Origin of the sequence: Acinetobacter higginsii (assembly GCF_000369845.1) — a bacterium.
In the GTDB taxonomy this organism is placed as follows: domain Bacteria; phylum Pseudomonadota; class Gammaproteobacteria; order Pseudomonadales; family Moraxellaceae; genus Acinetobacter; species Acinetobacter higginsii.
On sequence record NZ_KB850211.1, the window covers coordinates 448,148 to 472,446 of the forward strand.

At 42.9% G+C, this 24,299-nt stretch carries 21 protein-coding genes and 2 pseudogenes; 20 read left to right on the forward strand and 3 right to left on the reverse strand.

Going from position 1 to position 24,299, the window contains the following annotated elements:
* The 15 genes and pseudogenes from F885_RS17785 (at window position 1) to F885_RS0120025 (ending at window position 17,152) form a co-directional block, all read left to right on the forward strand.
* Entirely contained in the window at window positions 1–1,350 is a 1,350-nt protein-coding gene (locus tag F885_RS17785; RefSeq protein ID WP_005312904.1) for a 3-carboxy-cis,cis-muconate cycloisomerase, read from the forward strand.
* 4 nt (window positions 1,351–1,354) lie between these two features.
* Window positions 1,355–2,140, forward strand: a complete 786-nt coding sequence (pcaD, locus tag F885_RS17780; RefSeq protein WP_005213076.1) for a 3-oxoadipate enol-lactonase — start codon at window positions 1,355–1,357, stop codon at window positions 2,138–2,140.
* 41 nt (window positions 2,141–2,181) lie between these two features.
* Window positions 2,182–3,534, forward strand: a complete 1,353-nt coding sequence (locus F885_RS17775) for a 4-hydroxybenzoate transporter PcaK (protein ID WP_005312906.1) — start codon at window positions 2,182–2,184, stop codon at window positions 3,532–3,534.
* 32 nt (window positions 3,535–3,566) lie between these two features.
* Window positions 3,567–3,980 (forward strand): 4-carboxymuconolactone decarboxylase, encoded by a 414-nt coding sequence (pcaC, locus tag F885_RS17770; protein ID WP_005312910.1) that lies wholly within the window; start codon window positions 3,567–3,569, stop codon window positions 3,978–3,980.
* 10 nt (window positions 3,981–3,990) lie between these two features.
* Complete coding sequence (pcaH, locus tag F885_RS17765) at window positions 3,991–4,716, forward strand: protocatechuate 3,4-dioxygenase subunit beta (RefSeq protein WP_004806145.1); 726 nt, start codon at window positions 3,991–3,993, stop codon at window positions 4,714–4,716.
* Between the two features lie 12 nt (window positions 4,717–4,728).
* Window positions 4,729–5,358 carry a protocatechuate 3,4-dioxygenase subunit alpha gene (gene pcaG, locus F885_RS17760; protein WP_005312913.1) on the forward strand — a complete coding sequence of 210 codons (630 nt, stop codon included), beginning with the start codon at window positions 4,729–4,731 and terminating at the stop codon, window positions 5,356–5,358.
* Between the two features lie 419 nt (window positions 5,359–5,777).
* Window positions 5,778–6,566 carry a type I 3-dehydroquinate dehydratase gene (aroD, locus tag F885_RS17755; RefSeq protein WP_407636623.1) on the forward strand — a complete coding sequence of 263 codons (789 nt, stop codon included), beginning with the start codon at window positions 5,778–5,780 and terminating at the stop codon, window positions 6,564–6,566.
* Window positions 6,567–6,586: 20 nt separating this feature from the next.
* Window positions 6,587–8,047: a right-handed parallel beta-helix repeat-containing protein gene (locus F885_RS17750; protein WP_005312918.1), complete on the forward strand. Its 1,461-nt coding sequence runs from the start codon at window positions 6,587–6,589 to the stop codon at window positions 8,045–8,047.
* 18 nt (window positions 8,048–8,065) lie between these two features.
* Window positions 8,066–9,394, forward strand: coding sequence for a carbohydrate porin (locus F885_RS17745; RefSeq protein ID WP_005312921.1), 1,329 nt, complete (start codon window positions 8,066–8,068; stop codon window positions 9,392–9,394).
* Window positions 9,395–9,410: 16 nt separating this feature from the next.
* Window positions 9,411–11,834: a glucose/quinate/shikimate family membrane-bound PQQ-dependent dehydrogenase gene (locus F885_RS17740; RefSeq protein WP_005312925.1), complete on the forward strand. Its 2,424-nt coding sequence runs from the start codon at window positions 9,411–9,413 to the stop codon at window positions 11,832–11,834.
* 181 nt (window positions 11,835–12,015) lie between these two features.
* Complete coding sequence (uraD, locus tag F885_RS17735) at window positions 12,016–12,516, forward strand: 2-oxo-4-hydroxy-4-carboxy-5-ureidoimidazoline decarboxylase (protein WP_005312928.1); 501 nt, start codon at window positions 12,016–12,018, stop codon at window positions 12,514–12,516.
* Window positions 12,516–12,851 carry a hydroxyisourate hydrolase gene (uraH, locus tag F885_RS17730; protein WP_005312931.1) on the forward strand — a complete coding sequence of 112 codons (336 nt, stop codon included), beginning with the start codon at window positions 12,516–12,518 and terminating at the stop codon, window positions 12,849–12,851. Before uraD ends, uraH begins: the two co-directional genes overlap by 1 nt.
* A gap of 50 nt (window positions 12,852–12,901) precedes the next feature.
* Window positions 12,902–14,269, forward strand: coding sequence for a nucleobase:cation symporter-2 family protein (locus tag F885_RS17725; RefSeq protein WP_005312934.1), 1,368 nt, complete (start codon window positions 12,902–12,904; stop codon window positions 14,267–14,269).
* Between the two features lie 197 nt (window positions 14,270–14,466).
* On the forward strand, window positions 14,467–15,762 hold the full coding sequence (locus F885_RS17720; RefSeq protein ID WP_005312936.1) for an OprD family outer membrane porin: 1,296 nt from the start codon (window positions 14,467–14,469) through the stop codon (window positions 15,760–15,762).
* 17 nt (window positions 15,763–15,779) lie between these two features.
* Window positions 15,780–17,152, forward strand: a pseudogene (locus F885_RS0120025) (8-oxoguanine deaminase).
* Window positions 17,153–17,210: 58 nt separating this feature from the next.
* Here the strand turns inward: F885_RS0120025 and hpxO are convergent.
* Window positions 17,211–18,368, reverse strand: a complete 1,158-nt coding sequence (hpxO, locus tag F885_RS17715) for an FAD-dependent urate hydroxylase HpxO (RefSeq protein WP_005312944.1) — start codon at window positions 18,366–18,368, stop codon at window positions 17,211–17,213.
* A 182-nt stretch (window positions 18,369–18,550) separates the two neighbouring features.
* On the reverse strand, window positions 18,551–19,267 hold the full coding sequence (locus F885_RS17710; RefSeq protein WP_004806174.1) for a FadR/GntR family transcriptional regulator: 717 nt from the start codon (window positions 19,265–19,267) through the stop codon (window positions 18,551–18,553).
* Between the two features lie 164 nt (window positions 19,268–19,431).
* On the opposite strand from F885_RS17710, the gene alc reads away from it, so the two are divergent.
* The 4 genes from alc to F885_RS17690 all read left to right on the forward strand — a co-directional run bounded on the left by alc (window position 19,432) and on the right by F885_RS17690 (window position 23,069).
* The gene (gene alc / locus F885_RS17705) at window positions 19,432–20,436 is read left to right on the forward strand and encodes an allantoicase (RefSeq protein WP_005312946.1); all 1,005 of its coding nucleotides are present in this window, start codon (window positions 19,432–19,434) and stop codon (window positions 20,434–20,436) included.
* A 67-nt stretch (window positions 20,437–20,503) separates the two neighbouring features.
* Window positions 20,504–21,040, forward strand: a complete 537-nt coding sequence (locus tag F885_RS17700; protein ID WP_005312949.1) for an ureidoglycolate lyase — start codon at window positions 20,504–20,506, stop codon at window positions 21,038–21,040.
* Window positions 21,041–21,252: 212 nt separating this feature from the next.
* Window positions 21,253–22,431 carry a DUF7832 domain-containing protein gene (locus F885_RS17695; RefSeq protein WP_005312952.1) on the forward strand — a complete coding sequence of 393 codons (1,179 nt, stop codon included), beginning with the start codon at window positions 21,253–21,255 and terminating at the stop codon, window positions 22,429–22,431.
* Window positions 22,432–22,469: 38 nt separating this feature from the next.
* Entirely contained in the window at window positions 22,470–23,069 is a 600-nt protein-coding gene (locus F885_RS17690) for a hypothetical protein (protein ID WP_005312955.1), read from the forward strand.
* 45 nt (window positions 23,070–23,114) lie between these two features.
* On the opposite strand, the pseudogene F885_RS20465 reads toward F885_RS17690, so the two are convergent.
* A pseudogene (locus F885_RS20465) lies at window positions 23,115–23,332 on the reverse strand (2OG-Fe(II) oxygenase family protein); the annotation flags it as partial.
* 171 nt (window positions 23,333–23,503) lie between these two features.
* Between F885_RS20465 and F885_RS17685 the strand changes: the two are divergent.
* Window positions 23,504–24,295: a hypothetical protein gene (locus F885_RS17685; RefSeq protein WP_005312961.1), complete on the forward strand. Its 792-nt coding sequence runs from the start codon at window positions 23,504–23,506 to the stop codon at window positions 24,293–24,295.
* The last annotated feature ends 4 nt before the right edge of the window (window positions 24,296–24,299 follow it).

Genomic DNA, 24,299 nt, shown 5'->3' on the forward strand with positions numbered 1-24,299 from the left:
ATGAGCCAGTTATACGCCAGCTTATTTTATCAGCCTGAAGTCACGACCATTTTTAGTGACCAAGCTTTATTGAGCTATATGATTCAAGCCGAAATGGCTTTAGCCAAAGCTCAGGCACAGGTCAAAGTGATTCCTGATTCTGCCGCAAATATCATTGAACAGGTGGGTCAAAATGCTGTAGCACAAATCGATTTGCATGCACTGGCAACAGCAGTAGGGCTGGCAGGTAATGTTGCGATTCCATTGGTCAAACAATTCACTGCTTTGGTGAAACAGCATGATGAAGACGCTTCACGCTATGTGCATTGGGGCGCAACCAGTCAGGATATTATTGATACGGCAACGATTTTGCAGTGTCGTGATGCCTTGGCTTTGATCGAAAAGCAATTGCAACAGGCATATCAAATTTCCTTAAAGCAAGCGCAGCAATATCGCCATCAAGTCATGATTGGACGGACTTGGTTACAGCAAGCTTTGCCGATTACTTTGGGGCATAAATTTGCACGCTGGGCAGCAGCTTTGAAACGTGATCTTGATCGCTTACAGACAATGAAAACTCGCGTATTGACTGCACAACTCGGTGGTGCAGTTGGTTCACTGGCATCTTTACAAGATCAAGGTTCAGCGGTGGTCGAAGCTTTTGCAGCTCAACTCAATTTAACCGTTCCAGAATGTACATGGCATGGTGAACGCGACCGTATGGTTGAACTTGCCAGTATGCTTGCTTTGATTGTTGGAAATGTTGGCAAGATGGCAAAAGACTGGTCATTGCTGATGCAAACCGAAATCGCAGAAGTTTTTGAACCCACAGCAGAAGGGCGTGGTGGTTCATCAACCATGCCACATAAGCGTAATCCTGTAGCAGCAGCTTCAATTCTTGCCGCAGCTAATCGTGTACCCGCTTTAATGGCAAGTGTCTATCAAAGCATGGTGCAAGAACATGAGAGAGCTTTAGGGGCTTGGCATGCAGAATGGTTGGCAATCCCAGAAATTTTCCAGTTATGTGCAGGTGCTTTAGAACGCAGCTGCGATGTGCTTGAGCATATGCAAGTCAATGCAGAGGCGATGCAACGCAATCTTGAATGTACGCAGGGTTTGATCATGGCCGAAGCGGTGATGATGGCACTTGCATCTAAAATTGGCCGTATGAATGCACATCATCTGGTTGAGCAAGCATGTCAGCAAGCAGTTGCTCAACAGCAGCATTTAAAAATCATCTTGTCAGCGATGGATGAAGTCAACACACATTTTAATGATCAGGCTTTGGATGAGCTGTTCCAGCCAGCAACTTACCTCGGAAATATTCAGGCGCAAATTGATGCCGTGCTACAAGCAGCAAAAGGGGAGTAAGCACATGATCACGCATATTAATAATCGTCAAGGACATCCACTTGCAGTTCAAGTGCAAGGTCTAAAAGATGCGCCAGTCATCATGTTCTCCAACTCTTTGGGAACCGACCACGGTATGTGGCAGGCACAAGTTGCAGCTTTGGCTGATCATTATCAAATTATTAGCTATGACACACGTGGACATGGTGCAAGCGCAGTCATTGCCAATAGTACATTGCAAAATCTAGTTGAAGATGTGGTCGATATTCTAGATGCCTTAGCCATTGAAAAAGTTCATTTCTGTGGCATTTCAATGGGCGGGATTACCGCATTGGCTTTAGCGATCTATCATGCCGAACGTTTCCACAGTATTAGCGTCGCAAATTCAGCTGCAAAAATTGGTACTGCCGAAGCGTGGAATACTCGTGCAGATAGTGTTGAGCAAAACGGTTTAGCTGAAATTGTAAAGACCACGCATACACGTTGGTTTAGTGAACATTTTGATTATGCGCATGATGTTTTAGCGCAAAAGACCATTCAAAGTCTTGCAGTGACACCTGCACAAGGTTATGCCAATGCATGTCGTGCTTTAGCGGATGCAGATGTTCGAGATCAACTGCATCAAATTCAGATTCCAACGTTAATTATTGCAGGGCAATACGATCCTGTCACAACGGTTCAAGATGCAGAGTTTATGCATCAACTCATTGCAACCAGTCAGCTTGAAATCTTGGCAGCGTCGCATCTATCCAATATTGAACAGCCACAAGTGTTCAATCAGACATTGTCCAAGTTTATTCAAAACATATAACCATAAGGGTTAGAAAGGAATTCGCCTACAAGGAGGCAACTATGGCACAGGAATTTGCTGCCCAAAAAAACAGTATGGATGCACAGGCACTGATTAATGAGGCACCTGTGAGCAAGTATCAATGGATGATCGCAATTATTTGTTTTCTGATTGTGTTTGTTGATGGAATCGATACTGCCGCAATGGGTTTTATTGCACCTGCTTTAGCACAGGATTGGGGCATTGATCGCTCTCAACTTGGGCCAGTAATGAGTGCTGCACTCGGTGGCATGATCATTGGTGCACTGGTTTCAGGACCAACAGCGGATCGGTTTGGACGAAAAATTGTTTTAACCATCTCCATGTTGATCTTTGGTGGTTTTACCTTGGCTTCAGCATATGCACCGGACCTAAATAGTCTGGTGGTATTGCGCTTTTTAACGGGTATTGGTTTAGGCGCGGCGATGCCAAATGCGACCACCTTGTTTTCTGAATATTGCCCGCAGCGGAGTCGTTCTTTATTGGTGACTTGTATGTTCTGTGGCTACAACTTAGGTATGGCTACAGGTGGTTTTATCAGCAGCTGGCTGATTCCGACTTATGGTTGGCATAGTCTGTTTTTATTGGGTGGATGGACACCATTAATTTTGATGGTGTTGGTGATTTTCTTATTACCTGAGTCTTATCGCTTCCTGATCGTGAAAGGTCAAGACCCTGCAAAAGTCCGTAAAATTTTAAGCCATATTGCACCTGAAAAAGTTCAAACAGCTGAGCATTTTCATATTCCAGAAGAACAGTCTGCTGTTGCAGAAAAGAAAAATGTGTTTGGCATGCTGTTCTCCAAACAATATGCCAAAGGCACGGTTTTATTGTGGTCGACCTATTTTATGGGTTTGGTGGTGATTTATTTGCTGACCAGTTGGTTACCAACCTTGATGCGTGAAACGGGCGCAACCATGGAGCGTGCTGCATTTATCGGCGGATTGTTCCAATTCGGTGGTGTACTCAGTGCCTTGTTCATTGGTTGGGCAATGGATCGTTTTAATCCAAATCGCATTATTTCGGGCTTCTATTTTATTGCAGGTTTATTTGCAGTTGCTGTTGGGCAAAGCTTGAGCAATCCAACGTTATTGGCTGTGTTGGTGCTCTGTGCAGGGATTGCCATTAACGGTGCGCAATCGTCTATGCCAGCCTTAAGTGCGCGTTTCTATCCAACCCAATGTCGTGCAACTGGTATCGCGTGGATGACAGGGATCGGCCGTTTTGGTGCCGTGTTCGGTGCGTGGATTGGTGCCGTGTTATTGGGCAATGACTGGTCGTTTACCGCCATTCTCAGTTTATTGATGATTCCTGCTACGGCAGCGGCCATCGCAATTTTTGTTAAATCGCTAGTTGCTCATACCGATGCAACCTAAGGCTCATATTTTCAAGATGAGGAGCAACGTTCATGAATGATGAACAACGTTATCAACAAGGACTGAGAGTCCGTACCGAAGTGTTGGGTGAAAAACATGTCGGCCGCTCTTTAGCGAACCTCAATGATTTCAATCAGGATTTCCAGAACTTTATTAGTCGTTTTGCTTGGGGTGAAGTGTGGTCACGTGAAGGCTTGCCACGTCATACCCGTAGTTTGGTCACGATTGCCATTTTATTGGCTTTGGGGCGAGAAGATGAACTCAGAATGCATTTACGTGCTTGCTTCAACAATGGTGTCACCAAGGACGAACTAAAAGAACTGATTTTGCATAGTTCTTTATATGCAGGTTTGCCAGCAGCCAATGCGGCGATGCATATGGCCGAAGAAGTTTTTAAAGAACTTGGCATCGACGTGCAGCCCGTTGCAGCCCAACCACAGGATTAAGGAGACAGGCATGTTAAAGCATACATTAGGTGCATACCCACAACGTAATACTGATGATCATCCGCCAGCATATACACCCGGTTATAAGACCAGTGTATTACGCTCGCCCAAGAATGCATTGATCTCAATTAATGAAACCTTGACTGAAGTCACTTCACCGCATTTTTCACCGAGTATTTTTGGTCCTAAAGATAATGACCTGATCCTGAACTATGCCAAAGAAGGTCTACCTGTGGGTGAACGTATCATTGTGCATGGTTATGTGCGTGATCAGTTTGGTCGTCCTGTGAAAAATGCCTTATTAGAAGTGTGGCAGGCCAATGCATCTGGTCGTTATCGTCATCCAAATGACAAATTTATTGGTGCCATGGACCCAAATTTTGGTGGTTGTGGTCGTACCTTAACCGATGAAAATGGTTTTTATATTTTCCGTACCATCAAGCCAGGTCCGTATCCGTGGCGTAACCGCATTAATGAATGGCGTCCAGCGCATATTCATTTCTCCTTAATCGCAGATGGTTGGGCGCAGCGTCTGATTTCGCAGTTCTATTTTGAAGGCGATACCTTGATTGATACTTGCCCGATTTTAAAAACCATTCCATCTGAAGATCAGCGTCGTGCCTTGATTGCATTGGAAGATAAAAACAATTTCATTGAAGCAGATAGCCGTTGTTACCGCTTTGATATTCATCTTCGTGGTCGTCGTGCGACTTATTTTGAAAATGATTTGACTTAAGGGAGACATACGATGAATGCATGGAATTTTCAGGAATTGAAGGAAACCCCATCACAAACGGGTGGTCCTTATGTTCATATTGGCTTATTACCGCAACAAGCCAATATCGAAGTATTTGAGCATAACTTTGATAACCAGTTAGTCAATGAGCAAACTGAAGGACAACGGATTCGTCTGGAAGGTCAAGTCTTTGACGGGCTGGGTTTGCCATTAAGAGATGTATTGCTGGAAATCTGGCAGGCGGATGCCAATGGTGTTTATCCAAGTCAGGCAGACATTCAAGGCAAAACAGCTGATCCACATTTTCTTGGATGGGGCCGTACAGGAGCCAATTTTGAAACAGGCTTCTGGAGCTTTAATACGGTAAAACCGGGCGCTGTTGCTGGGCGTAAAGGTTCAATTCAAGCACCGCATATTGCTGTCGCAGTGTTTGCCCGCGGTATCAATATTGGTTTGCATACTCGTATTTATTTTGAAGATGAAGTGGATGCCAATGCCAATGATCCTGTTTTAAACAGCATTGAATGGGCGGTACGTCGCCAGACTTTAATCGCCAAACGCAGTGAAGTGGATGGTGAAGTGGTTTATCGCTTTGATATTCGTATTCAGGGCGATGATGAAACCGTGTTTTTTGATATTTAAGGGTTATGGCTAATAGCGGAGTCTTATTGAGTTTTCATCTTATTTTAGGATAAGCCGTCGGCTCGACCTGAGAAGCGTTTAAAGCTTCGTAAGTATTTCGGGATGAGGAGCGAAGCTACGCAAGGGCAACCATCTTGCGCAGCTAAATCGCTGCTCACCGCAAAACTCGTTCAAGACCAGCACGTCTCGATGCTATCGCAGAAAATGCATTTTATTGGTTTGGTCCTGACTCAAACAGTTGCGGATGACGTCTCCGAGTATCAGATATCACACAAGTGTTTATGTGGAAAACCTATTAAAGAGTTTGAAACACCATACTCTTTGGTTTCCATATCTATAAAGGGACATATTAAAAAAGGAAGATCTTCATGGATAGGAAAAAAATTGCAGCATTCATCTTTGCATTGAGCCCCTTATTGATGGTTCAAAGCGTACAAGCGCAAGATCATCAGCAAAAGCAGGTCGAGTTAGCTGGACTGGCAAAGCTGCCTGTGAAAACCATTGTACCCATTACTGCCAAAACCAAAGAGCAGGCAATTGCTCAGGCAAAAGTGATTGCAGCGAATGCTGATGCAGATCTCGCGGAGTTTCGGATTGATTTACTGAACTTTGCCAATGATAGCAAGCAAGTGATTGCCTTGGGCCAAGAGCTAAAACAGATTCTAGGCGCTAAGCCAATGATTGCCACCATTCGTACCCATAATGAAGGCGGGCAATTAACCATTAGCGATGCAGATTATGGCAAGACCTATCAAGCGTATTTACAGCAGCCATTTATGGACATGCTAGATGTGGAAATGTTCCGTGATCAGCAAATTGTGAAGAATACAGTCAAATTGGCGCATGCGAAAAAAGTGCTGATTGTGATGTCGAATCATGACTTTCAAAAAACACCACCTGAGACCGAAATCATCAAGCGCTTACTCAAGCAGGATGAGTTAGGGGCAGATATTCTTAAAATTGCAGTGATGCCGCAAAACAAACAAGACGTATTTACCCTCATGAATGCGACATTGAAAGTGAGTCAGCAATCTAAAAAGCCATTACTCACTATGTCGATGGGCAAACTCGGGACGATATCTCGGATTGCCACCGCCAACATGGGAGGGAGCTTTAGCTTTGGCATGATTGGTGAAGCATCTGCACCCGGTCAGATTGACGTGACTCAACTGAAACAGTTTTTAAAAACAGTGCAACCAACACAATAATTTAAAAGGATTTTTTAGACATGAAAACAACTTATGTACGTTTAAGTACTTTAGCCATCGCTATGGCAGTTTCGGGTTGGGCAGCAGCAGAAACTTATATTGTTGATCGTTATCAGGATGATGCTGATAAAGGTTCTTTGCGCTGGGAAATTCAACAAGCCAATAGCAAGCCGACAGAAAGCAGCGAGATTCTGATTCAGGCAGTCGGCAAAGCCCCTTATGCCATTAAGGTGAATAGTCCATTGCCTGAGATCAAAGCACCAGTAAAAATTATCGGAACGCAATGGGCAAAGACAGGTGAATTTATCGCGGTCGATGGGTCAAATTATATTAAGGGAACAGGGGTGGAAGCTTGCCCAGGTGCAGTCGAAGGACAATTCGGTACCAATGTTCGTACCACAACTTTGCCGGGCATCGTATTACATGACATTAATGGGGTCACCATCCAAGGCTTGGAAATTCGCCATTTCTGTATAGGGATCTTGATGAACCGTGCCAGCAATAACCTGATCCAAAACAACCGCATTATGCACAACTATGGTGGTGCAGGGGTGATGCTAACAGGCGATGATGGTAAGGGCAATCCAACAGCGACCACCACCAATAACAACAAAGTATTGAACAACTATTTTCAGGACAATGGCGATGGTCTTGAGCTGACTCGTGGTGCCGCATTTAACTTGGTAGCCAATAACCATTTTATTTCTACAGCAGCAAATCCTGAACCATCCCAAGGGATTGAGATTCTGTGGGGTAATGACAATGCCGTCATCGGCAACAAATTTGAAAACTATTCAGATGGCTTACAGATCAACTGGGGCAAGCGCAATTATATTGCCTATAACGAACTGACCAATAACTCCAATGGTTTTAACCTGACAGGTGATGGCAATATTTTTGACAGCAATAAAGTACATGGCAACCGGGTGGGAATCGCGATCCGTTCTGAAAAAGATGCCAATGCACACATTACCCTGACCAAAAACTTAATCTGGAATAATGGCAAAGACGTTAAACGTTGTGAGGCGGGTGGAAGTTGTGTACCGAATCAACGCGTCGGCGCGATTATCTTTGATATCCCGGGTTTAGAGCATGCACATTTCATTGGTTCACGCGGTCATGGGGTCAAGATTGATCCTGCTAACTTGCAAAAAACCTGCAACACACCCGATGAGCAAGGCTGTAATGCACAGCCCAACCAGAATATTCAGGCACCAAAATTAACCTTGTCTAAAGGACAAATTGCAGTCGAAGTCAAAGGCCAGCCGAACCAACGTTATCAGGTCGAGTTTTTTGGCAACTCATCAGCACATTCAAATGAAGCAGAGCTTTATTTAGATTCAGCGGTGGCTGCAACCAATGCACAAGGAACCGCAACGCTGACTTGGAAACCAACAGCGCAAGTGGCTTCAGTGACAGCAACGATCACTGACCGTGTCGGTGCGACATCTGAACTCAGTTCAGCTGTAAAACTGAAATAAATGGCAAGGAGGCCGAATATGAAGTCGAATGCATTATTGCTCAAAATGAACTGTCTGGCAGTTGCGGTATGTGCTGCTCAATTTAGTTTTGCCGATCAGCCATGGTCACAGGATCGCCAATGGTTACTCGGTGACTGGAATGGCCAGCGTCAGCAACTGGAAAAAGAAGGCTATAAATTTACGGCCTCGATCATGAGTCAAGCTGCGACCAATCTGGATGGCGGCTATAACGATGACAATGCTTTTAAAAATGCGGCACAACTGTCGCTAGGTGCTAATTTCGATTTAGAGAAAATTGCAGGCTGGAAAGATACCAGTGCCAGCCTTTTAATCACCAAACGTGATGGTAATGCCTTAACCTTGGATCGAATTAAAGATCCGCGTTCTAGTGCACTCGGCAATTCACAGGAAATCTACGGTCGCGGCAAAATCTGGCGCCTGAGTCAGGCATGGGTAAAAAAAGGCTTTGTTGATAACACGGTGCAGTTCAAGATTGGCCGTATGGGCATGTCAGAAGATTTTAATGGCTCGCAATGCGAATTCCAGAACCTGTTACTGTGTGGCGGTCAGCTTGGAAAATCGATTGGTTCAATTTGGTACAACTTACCGGTTGGATTGTGGGGCGCCAATGTTAAATATCAATTCGCACCTGAATGGACACTGGGTGTAGGTGTCTATGAGGTCAATCCAGACAATGTTAAAACTGATCGTAATCGTGATGGTTTTAATTTGGATATGGACCATGTCAAAGGGGCAACAATTCCTGTCGAACTGGCATGGCGACCAAACCTTGCTGCCTTCAATGACTTATCAGGCGAATATAAAATCGGGGCACTCTATTCAACAGCCGAAGCCAATGATATTGCGATGGTGGGCAAGGTACATAATGGTAAACATAGTTTCTGGCTCAATGCACAACAACAACTCAGCCAGAAAGGTGACGATCCAAAACGTGGTTTGTATGTCAGTTTTAATGCGGTGGTGAATGATAAAGCCACTACAGCAGTCAACAGTACGCAGCAACTGGCACTTTGGTACAAAGGACCTTTTGATGGTCGTCCAAATGACTCAATTGGTTTTGGTATTGCCAATTATATCGTCAATGATCGTTATAAAGATCGTCAAATTGCGCTCAATGAAACTCGCGGTTATCAGCAATACGATGCGTTTGCAGTCGATTATGTTCCTGTCCAGCGTGATGAGCTCAATGTCGAATTGAACTATAGCTATCAGTGGTCACCTGCGGTGATGTTAAGACCGAACCTGCAATATATCCATCAACCTGCGGGTGTTAAAGAAGTGGATGATGCATGGGTTGCAGGCCTGAGCATGCGTGTGAATTTCTAATACAGGAGTATGACAGATGTCTGAATCTTCAAGCTCACATACCATACTCAAAATATGGTGCTTTATTTTAGCGTTGGTTTTATTGCTTACAGGCCTGTTTTTTACAGTCGGTGGGTTTCAACTCGCGACGCTGGGTGGATCATGGTATTTCCTGATCTCAGGTATACTCACGCTGATCTCTGCTGTTTTTATTTTTAAGAAAAAAGCGCTGGGTATCTGGTTATTCAGTCTGGTTTTTGCAGGAACGATCATCTGGTCATTGATTGATGCAGGTTGGGAATTCTGGCCTCTATTTTCAAGACTGATGTTCCCCGCAGGCTTATTCGCCGCGCTGATGTTTACTTTACCTGCCATCCGTCGTTATCAATTTCAACCGAGTACAGATTTACCTGCTTATGGTTTGGGAATATTGACGGTTATCGGCATGGTAATCGGTTTTTATCAGATGTTCCAGCCACATCCAACGGTTGCGGCCTCTGGGCAGGCCTTGCCTTTGGTTCCAGTAAAAACCGATATGAAGCAGAGCAACTGGCAGCATTATGGTCAGGATGCAGGTGGAAGTCGTTTTGCTGCATTGGATCAAATTACACGGGACAATGTACATCAATTAAAAGAGGTTTGGCGTTTCCGTACGGGTGATTTCACCACAGGTTCGGGAAATGGTGCAGAAGATCAAATGACGCCGTTACAAGTGGGCAATAAGATTTTCCTATGTACCCCGCATAACAACATTTTCGCGTTGGAAGCGGACTCGGGGAAACAACTTTGGAAGGCGGAAGTCAATTCCAAGTCGGATGCATGGGAGCGTTGTCGTGGTGTTGCTTATTTTGATTCAACGCAAGCACTGGTTCAACCGACTCTAGCGGGGGCGACACCTGTAAAAGCGGTGGCAAACAACACCTCATGTCTGCGCCGTGTTTATACCAATACACCAGATGGTCGCTTAATCGCAGTCAATGCAGATACAGGTGAACGTTGTAAAGATTTTGGTGTAGAGGGAACAGTAGACCTACTCAAAGGTCTAGGTGAGGGTACAACTGCTCCACGTTTTGAGGTGACATCTGCGCCAACTATTGCGGGGACTGTAATTGTGGTGGGCAGTCGTATCGCGGATAACTTTGCTGCCGATATGCCGGGTGGGGTGATTCGTGCATACGATGTCATTACAGGTGAATTACGTTGGGCCTTTGATCCACGCAATCCAGATCCAAACTATGTGTTGAAGGATGGCGAAACCTATAAGCGCAGTTCTGCCAACTCTTGGGCAGCCATGTCTTATGATCCACAAATGAACACTGTATTCTTGCCAATGGGCAGCTCATCTGTCGATGTCTGGGGCGGTAATCGTCAACCTTTAGACCATAAATATAATTCTTCTGTTCTGGCTTTAGATGCAACTACAGGTAAGGAAAAGTGGGTCTATCAAACGGTTCATAATGACCTTTGGGATTTTGATTTGCCAATGCAACCCAGCTTGGTGGATTTCCCAATGCAAGATGGCAGCAATAAACCTGCTGTGGTGATTGGAACCAAATCAGGCCAGTTCTTTGTATTGGATCGTGTAACAGGCCAACCACTCACTAAAGTGATTGAGCAGCCGGTTAAGCCTGCCGATATCAAAGGTGAGCAATACAGCCCAACTCAACCACGTTCGGTGGAAATGCCTCAGATTGGCAATCAAACCTTAACTGAATCAGATATGTGGGGCGCAACGCCATTTGACCAGTTGATGTGCCGAATTAACTTTAAATCGATGCGTTATGAAGGTTTATTTACTGCTCCGGGTACCGATAAATCTTTAAGTTTTCCGGGTTCTTTGGGCGGCATGAACTGGGGCAGCATTGCCTTTGATCCAAGTCATCAATATATGTTCGTCAATGACATGCGTTTAGGACTGTGGATTCAATTGATTGAACAAACGCCAGAAGACTTGGCTGTTCAAGCCAATGGCGGAGAGAAAGTCAATACCGGGATGGGTGCAGTGCCGATGAAGGGTACACCCTATAAAGTCAACAAAGATCGTTTCTGGTCAAAGTTGAATATCCCATGCCAAAAACCACCGTATGGCACTATGACCGCAATTGATATGAAAACCCGTCAAATTGCTTGGCAGGTTCCAATGGGAACCGTGCAAGATACGGGCCCGATGGGCATCAAAATGGGGCTTAAAGCACCGATTGGAATGCCAACCATTGGTGGGCCAATGGCAACTCAAGGTGGGGTGGTATTCTTTGCTGCAACTCAGGATTATTACTTGCGTGCATTGGATTCATCTTCGGGCAAAGAGTTGTGGAAAGCGCGTTTACCTGTAGGCAGCCAAGCGACACCGATTAGCTATGTGTCTCCAAAAAATGGCAAGCAGTATGTGCTGATTACCGCGGGCGGTGCACGTCAATCGCCTGATCATGGTGATTATGTGATTGCATATAGCTTGAACTAAGTTCTTTTAAGTTTTTAAGATAAAAACGGTGACCCTTGTGGTTGCCGTTTTTTTTATTTCAATCTGAACCTTATAGCTTATTGATGATGTTTGTGGTCTAAGCACAAGAATTGGCATATTCATTGCTTAATTTATGATATCTGGTCTGACCAGTCAGACAATGCGTTAAATTGGAGCAGCGATGCAACTTGAAACATTCAATCAGCTCGATTCAGGTGAGGCCCAACGGGTCTTGCAAGGTTGTGTACACATTCCAACTTGGATTTCTGAATTGCTACAGCAACGTCCTTACAGCTCTAAAGAACAGCTTTATCATACTGCGCTTGCACAAGCTCAAACCTGGCAATGGCCCGAAATTTCTGCGGCCTTGGCGCAACATCCACGTATAGGCGAGAAAAAAGCGGCAGCGGTGTTGTCTGAAAAAGAGCAGCAGTTTTCTCAGCAAGAACAAGGGCAGATCCAAACCGATGCCGTGCTGCAACTGGCACTTTATCAGGGCAATTTAGATTATGAGCACAAATTTGGGCATATCTATCTGATTCGTGCAGCAGGTCGTTCAGGGCAACAGATACTGTCTGAGCTGCAACGCAGACTCAAAAACACAGCAGAACAAGAGCAAGCCGAAGTGAAGCAGCAATTAGGGGAAATTGCACTGCTTCGTTTAAATCAGGAGATTCAATAATGACGGGTATCAGCACACATATTTTAAATGCATCACTGGGTCAGCCTGCGTCAAAGGTTCTGGTGAAATTATTGCAGCAAGTGGATCAAGGCTATGTGTTATTAGATCAACAAGTTACCGATACCGATGGTCGTATTAAAACATTCAACATCGATGTATTTGTGCAGAGCAATTACCAATTAATTTTTGAAGTTGCCGATTATTTTCAAGCTTTGAATACCGACAGTTTTTATCCACGTGTGTGTATTGATTTTAAGGTAGCCGATATTCAACAGCACTATCACGTGCCGTTATTAATCAGTCCGTTTTCATATTCAACCTATCGTGGCAGCTAAACCAACTCAAGCAATGTGGACATTATGAATTTAATTTGAGGAATTAACCCATGCAGCAAGACAACTTAGACCGTGAGGCTCACGGATCAGCAGAACATCAGTATTTAGGCATGAACAAAAACCTCATTTATGGTTTGCAGCATGTCTTAACCATGTATGGCGGCATCATTGCACCACCGTTAATTATTAGCGCTGCGGCAGGTTTGCAAGCCTCTGAAATTGGATTGTTGGTGGCGGCTGCATTATTTGTTGGGGGAATTGCCACAGTTTTGCAAACCGTTGGTTTCAAGCATTTTGGGGCGAAGCTGCCGATTGTTCAGGGTGTATCTTTTGCAGGGGTCGCCACCATTCTTGCTATTGTGACCACTGGTGGTGGTTTGGCATCGGCGTTTGGTGCTGTGATTGTGGCTTCGATCATTGGTCTATTGCTCACCCCATTTTTCGCAAAAATCATTCGTTTTTTCCCACCCGTGGTAACAGGTTGTGTGATTACCATGATCGGTATTTCGCTGACACCTGTGGCAATCCGCTGGATTATGGGCGGCAACCCAAAAGCTGAAAACTGGGGGGATCCAGCCAATGTCGGTTTGGCATTAATGACCTTAGCGATTGTGATTATTTTTAGTATGTTACGCAGTCAAATCTTGCGACGGCTTGCGATTTTGATTGCCATTGTGTTGGGAACAATACTGGCTTATTTTGCAGGATTCACTGATTTTTCTAATGTGGGTTCAGGCTCTATTTTTGCTTTGCCGAGCTTTTTCCACTTCGGTTCTCCTGTCTTTGAGTTTTCTGCCATTCTTTCCATGGTGATTGTGACATTGGTGGTGATGACGGAAACCACCGCAGATATTATTGCGATTGGTGAAATCGTAGGCAGCAAAGTTGATTCCAAACGTATTGGAGATGGATTACGTGCTGACATGTTATCCAGTGCAATCTCACCGATCTTCGGCTCATTTATGCAAACGGCATTTGCACAGAATGTTGGACTGGTTGCGATAACTGGCATTAAGAGCCGATTCGTAGTGGCAACTGCTGGAGGAATTCTGATTGTTTTAGGTTTGCTGCCGATTGTGGGGCGTTTAGTCGCATCCATTCCGATGCCGGTATTAGGCGGAGCGGGGATTGTCCTGTTTGGAACGGTCGCTGCCAGTGGAATTCGCACTTTAGCGAAAGTGGATTATAACGAGCATAAGAACCTAATTATTGTCGCGACCTCATTGGCGATTGGCATGATTCCGATTGTAAATCATGAGTTTTATGCACAATTCCCTGTTTCTGTGCAGATGTTATTACATTCTGGGATCAGTTCGACCTGTATCACAGCAATTCTACTCAACATCATTTTCAATCATCTTCCATTCACTAAAAAATCAGTGGAAGTGGCAAGCTTGCCCTTAAATTCAGGGCATTGATCATCACGGATTCAGGCTTGAATGTTCAAACTGAATCCTGCTTTTTACCTGCACATCGTTAAAAGTCGCTTATTCAATTTTGAATAGGTCTGGGGGAGTTGTGGCTTTAAAAAGTGTAAAGCACGATTTTTAAAGTATCAGCAAGTCAGTTTTAAACGTTTTAAATCAATTTTAGATCAAATATCTAGGGGATAACTATGCAAAAAATTCACTTAACATCGGTTGCTTTCGCAGTCGCTATGGGGACAACACTACCTGCATGGGCTGCCGATACCAGCTTAAATGCTTTATTTAATCTGGAACAAGATTGTCAGCCTCAGGACAATTCAATTGAATCGATTTCCGCTGTATTTGCCTGTGGTAGCGTGCATGGTGTGGTCAAGTCTACGTATTATTCACTCAATAATGGTTATTTTGTGAATAATTTAAATCAAGATACCACGGTGATTGGCGGCTATATCAAATATGAAACAGCGCCTTTTTATGGAGTGCAGGCAGGAATTGGCTATGATATTCAACGCCGATTAGATGAAAAAAACAAAAATGATGAAGTCTCTGAATTAAAAGAAGATCGTGATGGTTTAGCAGAAGCTTATCTGACATGGAAAAATGATTTGGCTCGGGTGACCGTCGGGAATCAACGTCTCAATTTGCCGTTTATGGGGGATTATGCGGACCGCCGTGTTTTGATGTTCTTATATCAAGCTGCGGATGTACAGATCGGGAATAACAATAATTTTCTGCGCCTAACCAAAGTGAATAAATATAAAAGTTATGCGGAAGATGAGTTCACCAAAAGCTCACGTCAAAATTCAAACTTGGAAACTGATGGAGTTTGGTCGATTGGTGCTGGGAAACGCTTTGCACTAGCGGATGATAAGACCCTGAAAACACAACTGTGGTATCAGGATTATGATGATTATCTGCGTTTGATCTATACTCAAGCGGATCTGGCATTTCCAAAATTGAATTATGCTCCTGAGTTTTCACTGCAATATATGTCTGGCAAGGATCAGGGCAAGGCACTTGCAGGCGAGGTCAATAGTCAGGTTTGGGGTGTCCAAGCTGCGTTGAAAGTTTTACCCGCTGCCACTTTGAAGCTGGCCTATAACTATATTAAGCCCGATCAGAACAGCTATCTAAATGGTGCGCTGCTTATGCCTTATGCCAGTCAGACCTCGTCTGGTGAAATTTTTGCACAACCTTTTTTTACCAGTACCCAAGATTTAGGTGCGGGCAATGCCTTGATGGTGTCTTTGGAGGGCAAACTGACAGATCAAGTGATTGCAGGAGCACGTTATTCATTTATGGATTTAAAAGAGGCTGAAAATGTCGCCAGTCGAAACCAATCTGAATACATGCTGTTCGGCATTTATAACTTCACGGGTGCTTTGAAAGGTTTTAGTGTCAGTAATTTTGCAGGGATTCAGACTTCTCCGCGCTATGACAAGAATTTTTTACAAAACCGTTTTGCACTGAGCTACAAATTTTAAAGGACGAGGCAATGACAATGATGGCCAGCTTAAATAGCCGTTCAAGAATCTGGATTAAACAACCACTTGCAATTTATACCGCGAATCAACTCGATGCGAGTAATGGCTTGGTGATTGAAAATAATAAAATCATCGAGGTTTTGGCAAAGGACCAGCAGCCTAGTCTGCCATGTGATAACATATTCGATGCCAATGACTTGGTGGTGATTCCTGGGTTGGTGAATAGCCACCATCATTTTTATCAAACCTTGACTCGGGCTTGGGCACCTGTGGTTAATCTACCTTTATTTCCATGGTTGGTTAATCTGTACCCGGTATGGGCACGTCTAAATCCAGAACAGTTACATGTGGCGACTCAAGTGGCTTTGGCCGAGTTGTTGTTATCGGGCTGTACCTTTGCTGCGGATCATCATTATTTATTCCCGCAACAATTGACCGATGCGATTGATATTCAAGTCAATGCCGCACAGCAATTGGGAATGCGGGTGATGTTAACCCGTGGTTCGATGAGTCTCGGACAAGAACAGGGTGGTTTACCGCCACAGCATACTGTGCAAAGTATGGAGGTCATTTTAAGGGACAGTGAACGCTTGGTGCAGACATATCATCAACGGGGGGATAATGGCATGGTCATATTGCTTTGGCTCCATGCTCCCCCTTTTCGGTCACACAGGAGATTATGCGAGAAAGCGCGCAACTTGCCCAGACACTGGATGTTCGATTGCATACACACCTTGCCGAAACCTTGGATGAGGAAAGCTTTTGTCTGGAAAAGTTTGGTATGCGTACGGTGGATTATTTAGAACATGTGGGTTGGCTGAATGAACGGACTTGGTTGGCACATGGTATTCATTTTAATGCGGATGAAATTCAGCGTTTAGGGCAGGCGGGTGTAGGGATTTGTCATTGTCCCCATTCCAATATGCGCCTCGCCTCAGGGATTTGTCCAACTCTTGATTTAATGCAGGCAGGTGCCAAGGTCGGTTTGGGGGTTGATGGTTCTGCGTCTGGAGATGCTTCAAATTTAATTCTGGAAGTTCGTCAGGCCATGTATTTACAGCGTTTAAAATACGGTGCCGAAAGGATTACCCCTGAGTTGGCCTTGCATTGGGGAACCCATGATTCTGCGCAACTATTAGGGCGTGGGCAGCATTTAGGACAATTTGCACCTGATTATCAGGCCGATTTAGCCTGTTATAAACTCGATGAATTGAAATTCTCAGGTAGTCATGACCCGATTGCAGCCTTACTCTTGTGCGGTGCAGATAAAGCAGAACATGTGATGGTTGCAGGTCAGTGGCAAGTTAAACATGGTGAGATTCAGGGGCTTGATTTAGAGGAACTGAAAATGAAGCATCGTGCTGCAGCAAAAGCCTTATTGGCGGCATAATAAATAGCTGTTGATTTAAATTAAAAGGAGGGGGCTGATAAGTGCCCCCTTTAAGGATTTAATCCAGTGGATTGCCGATAATATTACTGATGATACCTTGCATGATATGTGAACCTTGTTCTTGATACAGCGATTGATACCATTCTTCAGTCACTTGTGGATCTTTCATATGGGTGATATCGCAACGCTTACGTGCTCGAAGTACCATTTCTTTAGTACGATCATTGCGCTTATTTTGATAACGTGCCAATGCATCCTCTAAACCAAAGGTATTGATTTGCAAGGCACGAGCAAGATAAATCGCATCTTCCATGGCTTGGCAGCCGCCTTGTCCGATATCTGGGGTGGTGCTATGCGCTGCATCACCGAGCAGCACCACACGTCCTTTATAAAAATCCATAAACGGTTCAATGTCATGAATTTCGACACGATTGGTTTTTTGCTCATCTAAAGCTCCAATCAGTTTTTGTACAGGCTCACACCAGCCGCTGAAATGGGATTTCAGGTCTTGCTTATATTGTTCACGTTGATTGGCCAGCCCAGCCGCTAACGGAACATCAAAGAAAAAATAAAAACGATTTTGGGCAACAGGCATCAGTGAGACACGTTTACCTTCACCGATATACGTCGTCCATTGCATGGCAGGTGCAATGGCTTCATCAATATCAACCAAACCATTCCAATTCACATAACCTGCATAGCGACGTTCAACCTGATAACCGAGGACAAATTTTCGGGTAAGCGAATGTGTGCCATCTGCACCAATCAGTAAATCGGCTTTAATTTGTGAGCCATCCTGAAAATGAAGGGTGACATCATCTTGATGGCTTTCAATCGCCATCATTTTCATGCCCAGTCTGATATCTTCCAGACCAAATTGCTGCATTAATAATTGTTGTAGATCGGCTCGGGCGACAGGGTAGGCCCGTTGCCCGACTTCTTTATATAAAGGTGATAAGCTAAATTGAGTCATGGTTTGTTGGCTCAGACCATCTACATAGGCCAAAGATTCCATTTGCCCACCAAGCGCCTGAATTTGATCGGTTAAGCCCAGATAATTGAGGCACTTAACCCCATTTGACCAAAGTGAAATAGCGGCCCCAACAGGTAAGATTTCGGCAGCTTGTTCATAGATTGTGACCTGATGACCAAATTTTTTTAAAGCGATACCAGCAGTCAAACCGCCCATACCTGCACCTACAATCGCAATATTCATCGTTCAGATCCTAAATATATAAATAAGTTTCTAAACAGTTCTAAGCGAGAAGTGTGCCAATTTTAGCAACTGGTTTTACTGGTCATACCAGATAATTTGCTTTATTAAAAAGCAAAAATAGAAAGGTTGCATTGATGTGGTTCAAAGCATGGGGCAAAGTGGTGCAGATTTAATTTTCGTGCTTAGATTGAGCTGTTATGCCGAGAAAAGTACACACCCGCCCGTTGCGCAGCACCAATAATATGCGCTTGCATGGCTTTTTCAGCCGCAGCTGCATCTTGCTTAAATAAGGCTTGCAGAATTAATTCATGTTCTTGAATGGTTTTAAATGCCAGATTAGGTTGAACGAAAGGCAGGATCTGGCTTTTTTTAATCCATTCAGTATGCATTTTAAGTGTTTGAATAATTGATTGATTGTGACTAAGTTCAATAATGTGCTGATGAAAAGCATAATCAAATTCAGAGGCTGCTTGCCAGTTCTGCTGTTTGATTGCACTGGCAAGTGATTGGTAGTGTTGCTGGAGGGTCGACTTATCCTCTTCGGTTAAGTATTCACATGCAAGCAGGGCACAGAAACCTTCCAATACATAACGTAATTGATAGAAATCTTTAAGCGAAACACGGTGTTCGCCATCCCATTGTTCTGCGGCTTGGCTATGCTGTGAAATCACATAAACCCCTTTACCCGCCTTGATTTCCAACAATCCTAAAGCGGCAAGACGGGTTAATGCCTCACGTAAAGAAGCACGGCTGATTCCCAACTGGAGGGCAAGATCACGCTGTGAGGGTAAGGCAGAACCAACTGCATAAGTATTTTGTTGAATGCGTTGATGAATCACTTCCACCGCTTGCTCAGTCACCTGAGAGGATTTTCCATTGAGCATAGCTTGTGGACTCATCAGCAACGCACCTTAAATATAAAAATAAACAGTTTGATTCTACACAAAATTTATCTTTTTGTTGGCGCTGTTGCTTAAAAATAGCTATATTTTTATTAACAGGTCAGACCAGTTGGACTGGATCTTGCATAATAGAATAGAAATGAAACCTTCAGGAATGATCAATGACAGTGCATGTTGCTAAAACCGTAGCTTTACCGACCCATTTGCAGGCGTTAACCAATCTTGCTGATGCCAGAATTGGTGCAACTATCATAAGTTGTTCCGATGAGTTTTTTGCAGAAGCTGCAAGAATGTTGCAAAGCACACCCGCTCAATTCATTGAAGGAAAATATGATGACAATGGCAAATGGATGGATGGATGGGAAACGCGACGTAAGCGTGAGTCTGGTTATGATTGGTGTATCGTTCGTTTAGGTGTGACAGGGCTTGTATTTGGATTTGATATTGATACCTCATTTTTTACAGGTAATTATCCAGCATCTGCTTCCATTGAAGGCTGCTATGCACCAGACAATCAACTCGAGGGCACGACATGGACTGCTCTATTAGAAAATTCAGTTTTATCTCCAGATCAGCATCATTTTTTCGACTGCGCTGCTCAGAAAATTACCCATATTCGGATCAATATTTTCCCTGATGGGGGCATCGCGCGTTTAAGAGTCTATGGTCGTGTGCTGCTCGAAAATGTCGATACAACCCAGCAGATGGATTTGATTGGTTTAAAAAATGGCGGGCGTATTGTGGCCTTTAGTGATGCGCATTTCGGCCATCCGAATAATCTGATCAGTCCTGATCGTGGCATAAATATGGGCGATGGTTGGGAGACCAAGCGTCGCCGTGCCCCTGGTTTTGATTGGTGCATTATTGCTTTGGGACAAACCGGGCAGATTGAAAAAATTGACGTCGATACCGCGTATTTTAAAGGGAATTTTCCTGCGTTTTGTTCGATTCAAGCTGCTTATGTTGAAGATGCAACCGATGCGCAACTTATTCCACAGAGTATGTTCTGGCCTTTTTTGTTGGAACAGCAGCCTTTGACCATGGACAATATTCATGAATATGTTGCAGAAGTGCTTCAACATCAAAAAGTGAATTATATCCGCGTCAATATGATTCCTGATGGCGGGATTAGTCGGATTCGTTTATGGGGGAAAGCGCTTAAATAATTTCTCATGAGTGAATAGCCTCATTGTGACCTAATGAGGCCGATAAGAAATTGAAGAGAATCAACCTATGCATGAAAAAAATATTGAAATTCGGCCTTTAACTCAAGACAGTTTTGCTGATTTTGGGGATGTGATTGAAAAGAGCAACAAAGACTTTATTCCGATTAATCAGGGACTCACTGAACGCTATCATGCCTTATCTCTGGCACAGGTGTCAGGCGATCAGGTCGCGGTAGGAATGAGTATTTTTCATAATCTGTTTGCAACTCCAATTCCATTTCAGATTGAGATGTTAGAACGACATCCGTATGGTTCACAGTCTTTTATTCCATTGCAGCAACAGAAGTTTATTGTTGTTGTGGCGTTGCCATTTGATCAAACGCGACCTGATGAGCAACGGATTCAAGCTTTTATCAGTAATGGGCAGCAGGGAATTACCTACCATCAAGGGGTATGGCATCATCCTTTAATTACTTTGGAAGCACATAGTGATTTTCTGGTCGTAGATCGGATTGGTGGTGGCAGTAATTGTGATGTCCATCATTTATCTCAACCGTGCTGGGTCACTGAGGCTTTAGTACAGTCAGAGATCGTCAATTTGTAACCATTAATCCATGCTTTTATATTTTCTTTTAAATGGCCTATTCTGCTCAGTAATCTGGTGCATTCAGAAGCTTTTTTAGGTTCTTTCCTTGATATAATTTTACACCTTAATATTTGAGTTTAGATACTTTAAAAAATTAATACGTTGATATTTATATATTTAAAAACATTAATCAGGTGTGTGAAATTCTAATATTTAAGGCGTAATTCATAATGGCATACGATAGAATTGACTGGCATTCTGGAGGAAACTTTCCGAAGGACTTAGCGGAAGAAAATGGTGGTATCCACATCGGCATGTTTTTGGCTTGGATGGCCGATCAAAACATGATCGGTGAATTTCATCACCAAGAGTCTCCAGATGAACTTAACCACCTGACGAATAGGGAAATTACAGGTCTTCAATTTCTGATTACTGCTTGTGACGGAAAATTTTGGGAGGAAGATTTGAATGATCAAGGTAATGCATTTGCTATAGATTACTACGATGAAAAATCGCCGTTCGCCAAACAGTATGCTAATTTTATGCAAGATTATTGCGATGTATTTAATCATCATGCTGAAGCAAATGGTTTTGAATACGAAAGCGTATATCATGTGGAAAATACATGGGAAAATTTTGATTGCTTAAAGCCAATACTTGATCAGCGTTTTAATCAATGGAAAGCTTGGGCTCTTGATTCCCATAACCAAAAACTTGATCCCAAAGTCCAATTTCTTCACGCTTGCCAAGAAGTTGGAAAATTTCTTTTATCACATGGTTTCAAATCCAACAAAGCCGGAACGGTTTGGAAAAAAACGGCAACTGACAAAGATACTGTATTTGAGGTCTCATTCTCTCCTGAACGCTACAACACACGAAGCGACGTGCGTATGACAGTGGATTTCTGTATCAGCAGTAAAACACTGAAAAAATGGCAGACGGAGATGGCAAGCGAAAAAGTGGATGAAGGTCATGTTTTATTTGGAGCATTGCGCCGACCTGACAAATATGCCCAAGTAATTGTTTGGCAAGTTGCTGGTTCAAACATGATATCTGCGGTCAATGATATCAACCAATTACTTAAGCTACGTATTTTTCCGCTTATTACATTATTTTCTAATCGTATTGATGCATTGGAGCATCTTGCACTGCATGGCAGTGGTTTTTTAGGTGTATGTGAGCCTGAAGCTACACCTTTAGCTTTTGTGTTATGTTTCGGTACGAAAGAGCAGGCACAGCGTTTTTTTACGAATTATTTGAATAGCCGTCCAGCTCCTTGGCGAGCAAATATTTATAAAACATTTGTAAAATTGCAGGCTGGGGAGCTTTGGCAAGGATCAGCTTATTCTCATGAAAGAGAAATAAAATTGGCTTTTAAATTTGGTTTGAAACTTCCGTATAAAAGTTAATGCTTAAGGATTAAGTTGGCAAAGGATTGATAAATATTATGTTATCTACAGTTAATATATTAGTGCAATTTGTCGAAGGCCATATGGAAACGCGCTTATTCGAAGATGCTTTATACAATGATCCTGATATTGAAAAATTATTATCTGCTGAGCTGGCTCCACAATACGCATCTTCTGCCCATACGCTTTATCATTATTTGATCACGCTAAATTATCGTAATCCGATAGATGTGTTGAATGCCGAATCCGTGATTGTAAAATATTTAAAAGAACAACAAGGGATTAACGTGCAAGTGTCTAGTGATAGGGCTGATATGGTTAAGCTTATCGCTGTAGTTCAACCAAAGTGGTTGGAACTTGATCCAAGTTATGTACAACAACTTATGCAAGAAGCCCCAGAAAAACTATCAAAAGATGAATTAAAAAAATGGCTACAATGCAGGATATTGGAACTCTTTCGCTATGCAAAGAAACCACCTAAATGGCTCCAAGCACCAGCTTGGCCGATGGGAGAGAAAAAACCATTAGTCTTTCTGGGGCAAATTACAATTCCAGATTATTTTCATGATGAGGCTGCTGCATACGTCTTTCACGATCCAGTAAGTCAACAATGCCAAACCATAGTTCAAGTATGTTAAAGACTAGATAGGGTTCGAAAATTACTTCAAACCCTATCTAAATAATTAGTATTTCCCTTTAAAATTCGCACTAATTCGTTGTTTTAGATATTCTTTGGCTGTATTGCTGGATATTTCTTTAGTGGGCTTTCAATCAGTACATCTTCATTCGCTTGGCAGAAGAAGGCTAGGCTATAACGTGCTACTTGATACTCATCTGCTTCTGGATTTTTGACTCGGTGGAAATTAGAAGGTAATTGATCACCACTCCAACGCATCAGTACAGTCAGAGATCGTGAATCTCTGACTGTATAAATTTTATAAAAGAAGATATGTACTTTAAAATATTGGAAGGTTGTTCATTTTAATTTAGAATTCTCGATCCTATGAATATTCGCGTATCTTTATTATTTTCTAATTAAGATTTTTATATAAAACATAAATATTGATTTTCTATGTCAACAAAACGTTATGTAGCAAGAGAATTGCTTGAGCAGCACACAAAGCAAAAGAAGCAAGAAAAATTAGAACAAAGACGTTTGGCGCTTGAACAACGAGCTAAAGAAAAAAGACAGGCGAAAATACATATTAGCCTTTTGATTATTGTATTTATTTTACCGTTATTTTTATTTCCAGCATATCCACGCAATCAGTGGCAGTATGAGATTTATCGTTATATCACAGAGCAGATGTTGATTACGGTAGGGACTAAAGGTCCATTGCCATTTTTTACTATTCTTTCAAGTATTTATTATACGATTGTAACCTCTGTTTTCGGAGGTTATTTGTGCTTCTTATTCATTAAGAGAGTCGGCGTGAGCAAGGCGTTTCAGGAAAAAATTTATAGTAAATTTTTTCAGGCCGAGTTTAAAGCATCGGAGAAATATCCATGGTTGGAAAAACCATTAATTAAAAAAACAATAGTTTCAGGTATATTTTTCTTATTCCTCTTAATCGGCATCCTACATTTTCTACATGATGAAATTTCCTTTCAGGATGGTAGCCGTAGAGGTGCACTCATCCAGTTAAGTTATAATTATCGGATTGGCGTAATTTTTTGGGAAGCATGTATTAGCACTATTACGATCTTTCCATTTTTCTATTTTGGTTTTTTACTCATTTATATTGTTAACTATTTTTTCAGAGGTTTAGGTACGGGAAAAATCATGATTCCCCAAAAAGTGATACCTAAAAGAACTAAGAAGAGATCACGGAAAAGATCAGAAACGAGAAAAATAAATCGATAATTGT

Excerpts from the sequence above, each read along its gene's own strand:
- F885_RS17720 (WP_005312936.1), top strand. The coding sequence starts at position 14,467 with ATGCAAAAAATTCACTTAACATCGGTTGCTTTCGCAGTCGCTATGGGG.
- hpxO (WP_005312944.1), bottom strand. The coding sequence starts at position 18,368 with ATGAATATTGCGATTGTAGGTGCAGGTATGGGCGGTTTGACTGCTGGT.
- F885_RS17750 (WP_005312918.1), top strand. The coding sequence starts at position 6,587 with ATGAAAACAACTTATGTACGTTTAAGTACTTTAGCCATCGCTATGGCA.
- pcaD (WP_005213076.1), top strand. The coding sequence starts at position 1,355 with ATGATCACGCATATTAATAATCGTCAAGGACATCCACTTGCAGTTCAA.
- aroD (WP_407636623.1), top strand. The coding sequence starts at position 5,778 with ATGGTTCAAAGCGTACAAGCGCAAGATCATCAGCAAAAGCAGGTCGAG.
- F885_RS17685 (WP_005312961.1), top strand. The coding sequence starts at position 23,504 with ATGTCAACAAAACGTTATGTAGCAAGAGAATTGCTTGAGCAGCACACA.
- F885_RS17725 (WP_005312934.1), top strand. The coding sequence starts at position 12,902 with ATGCAGCAAGACAACTTAGACCGTGAGGCTCACGGATCAGCAGAACAT.
- F885_RS17695 (WP_005312952.1), top strand. The coding sequence starts at position 21,253 with ATGGCATACGATAGAATTGACTGGCATTCTGGAGGAAACTTTCCGAAG.
- F885_RS17775 (WP_005312906.1), top strand. The coding sequence starts at position 2,182 with ATGGCACAGGAATTTGCTGCCCAAAAAAACAGTATGGATGCACAGGCA.
- F885_RS17700 (WP_005312949.1), top strand. The coding sequence starts at position 20,504 with ATGCATGAAAAAAATATTGAAATTCGGCCTTTAACTCAAGACAGTTTT.
- pcaG (WP_005312913.1), top strand. The coding sequence starts at position 4,729 with ATGAATGCATGGAATTTTCAGGAATTGAAGGAAACCCCATCACAAACG.
- F885_RS17710 (WP_004806174.1), bottom strand. The coding sequence starts at position 19,267 with ATGAGTCCACAAGCTATGCTCAATGGAAAATCCTCTCAGGTGACTGAG.
- uraD (WP_005312928.1), top strand. The coding sequence starts at position 12,016 with ATGCAACTTGAAACATTCAATCAGCTCGATTCAGGTGAGGCCCAACGG.
- F885_RS17690 (WP_005312955.1), top strand. The coding sequence starts at position 22,470 with ATGTTATCTACAGTTAATATATTAGTGCAATTTGTCGAAGGCCATATG.
- F885_RS17740 (WP_005312925.1), top strand. The coding sequence starts at position 9,411 with ATGTCTGAATCTTCAAGCTCACATACCATACTCAAAATATGGTGCTTT.
- pcaC (WP_005312910.1), top strand. The coding sequence starts at position 3,567 with ATGAATGATGAACAACGTTATCAACAAGGACTGAGAGTCCGTACCGAA.
- F885_RS17745 (WP_005312921.1), top strand. The coding sequence starts at position 8,066 with ATGAAGTCGAATGCATTATTGCTCAAAATGAACTGTCTGGCAGTTGCG.
- uraH (WP_005312931.1), top strand. The coding sequence starts at position 12,516 with ATGACGGGTATCAGCACACATATTTTAAATGCATCACTGGGTCAGCCT.
- alc (WP_005312946.1), top strand. The coding sequence starts at position 19,432 with ATGACAGTGCATGTTGCTAAAACCGTAGCTTTACCGACCCATTTGCAG.
- F885_RS17785 (WP_005312904.1), top strand. The coding sequence starts at position 1 with ATGAGCCAGTTATACGCCAGCTTATTTTATCAGCCTGAAGTCACGACC.
- pcaH (WP_004806145.1), top strand. The coding sequence starts at position 3,991 with ATGTTAAAGCATACATTAGGTGCATACCCACAACGTAATACTGATGAT.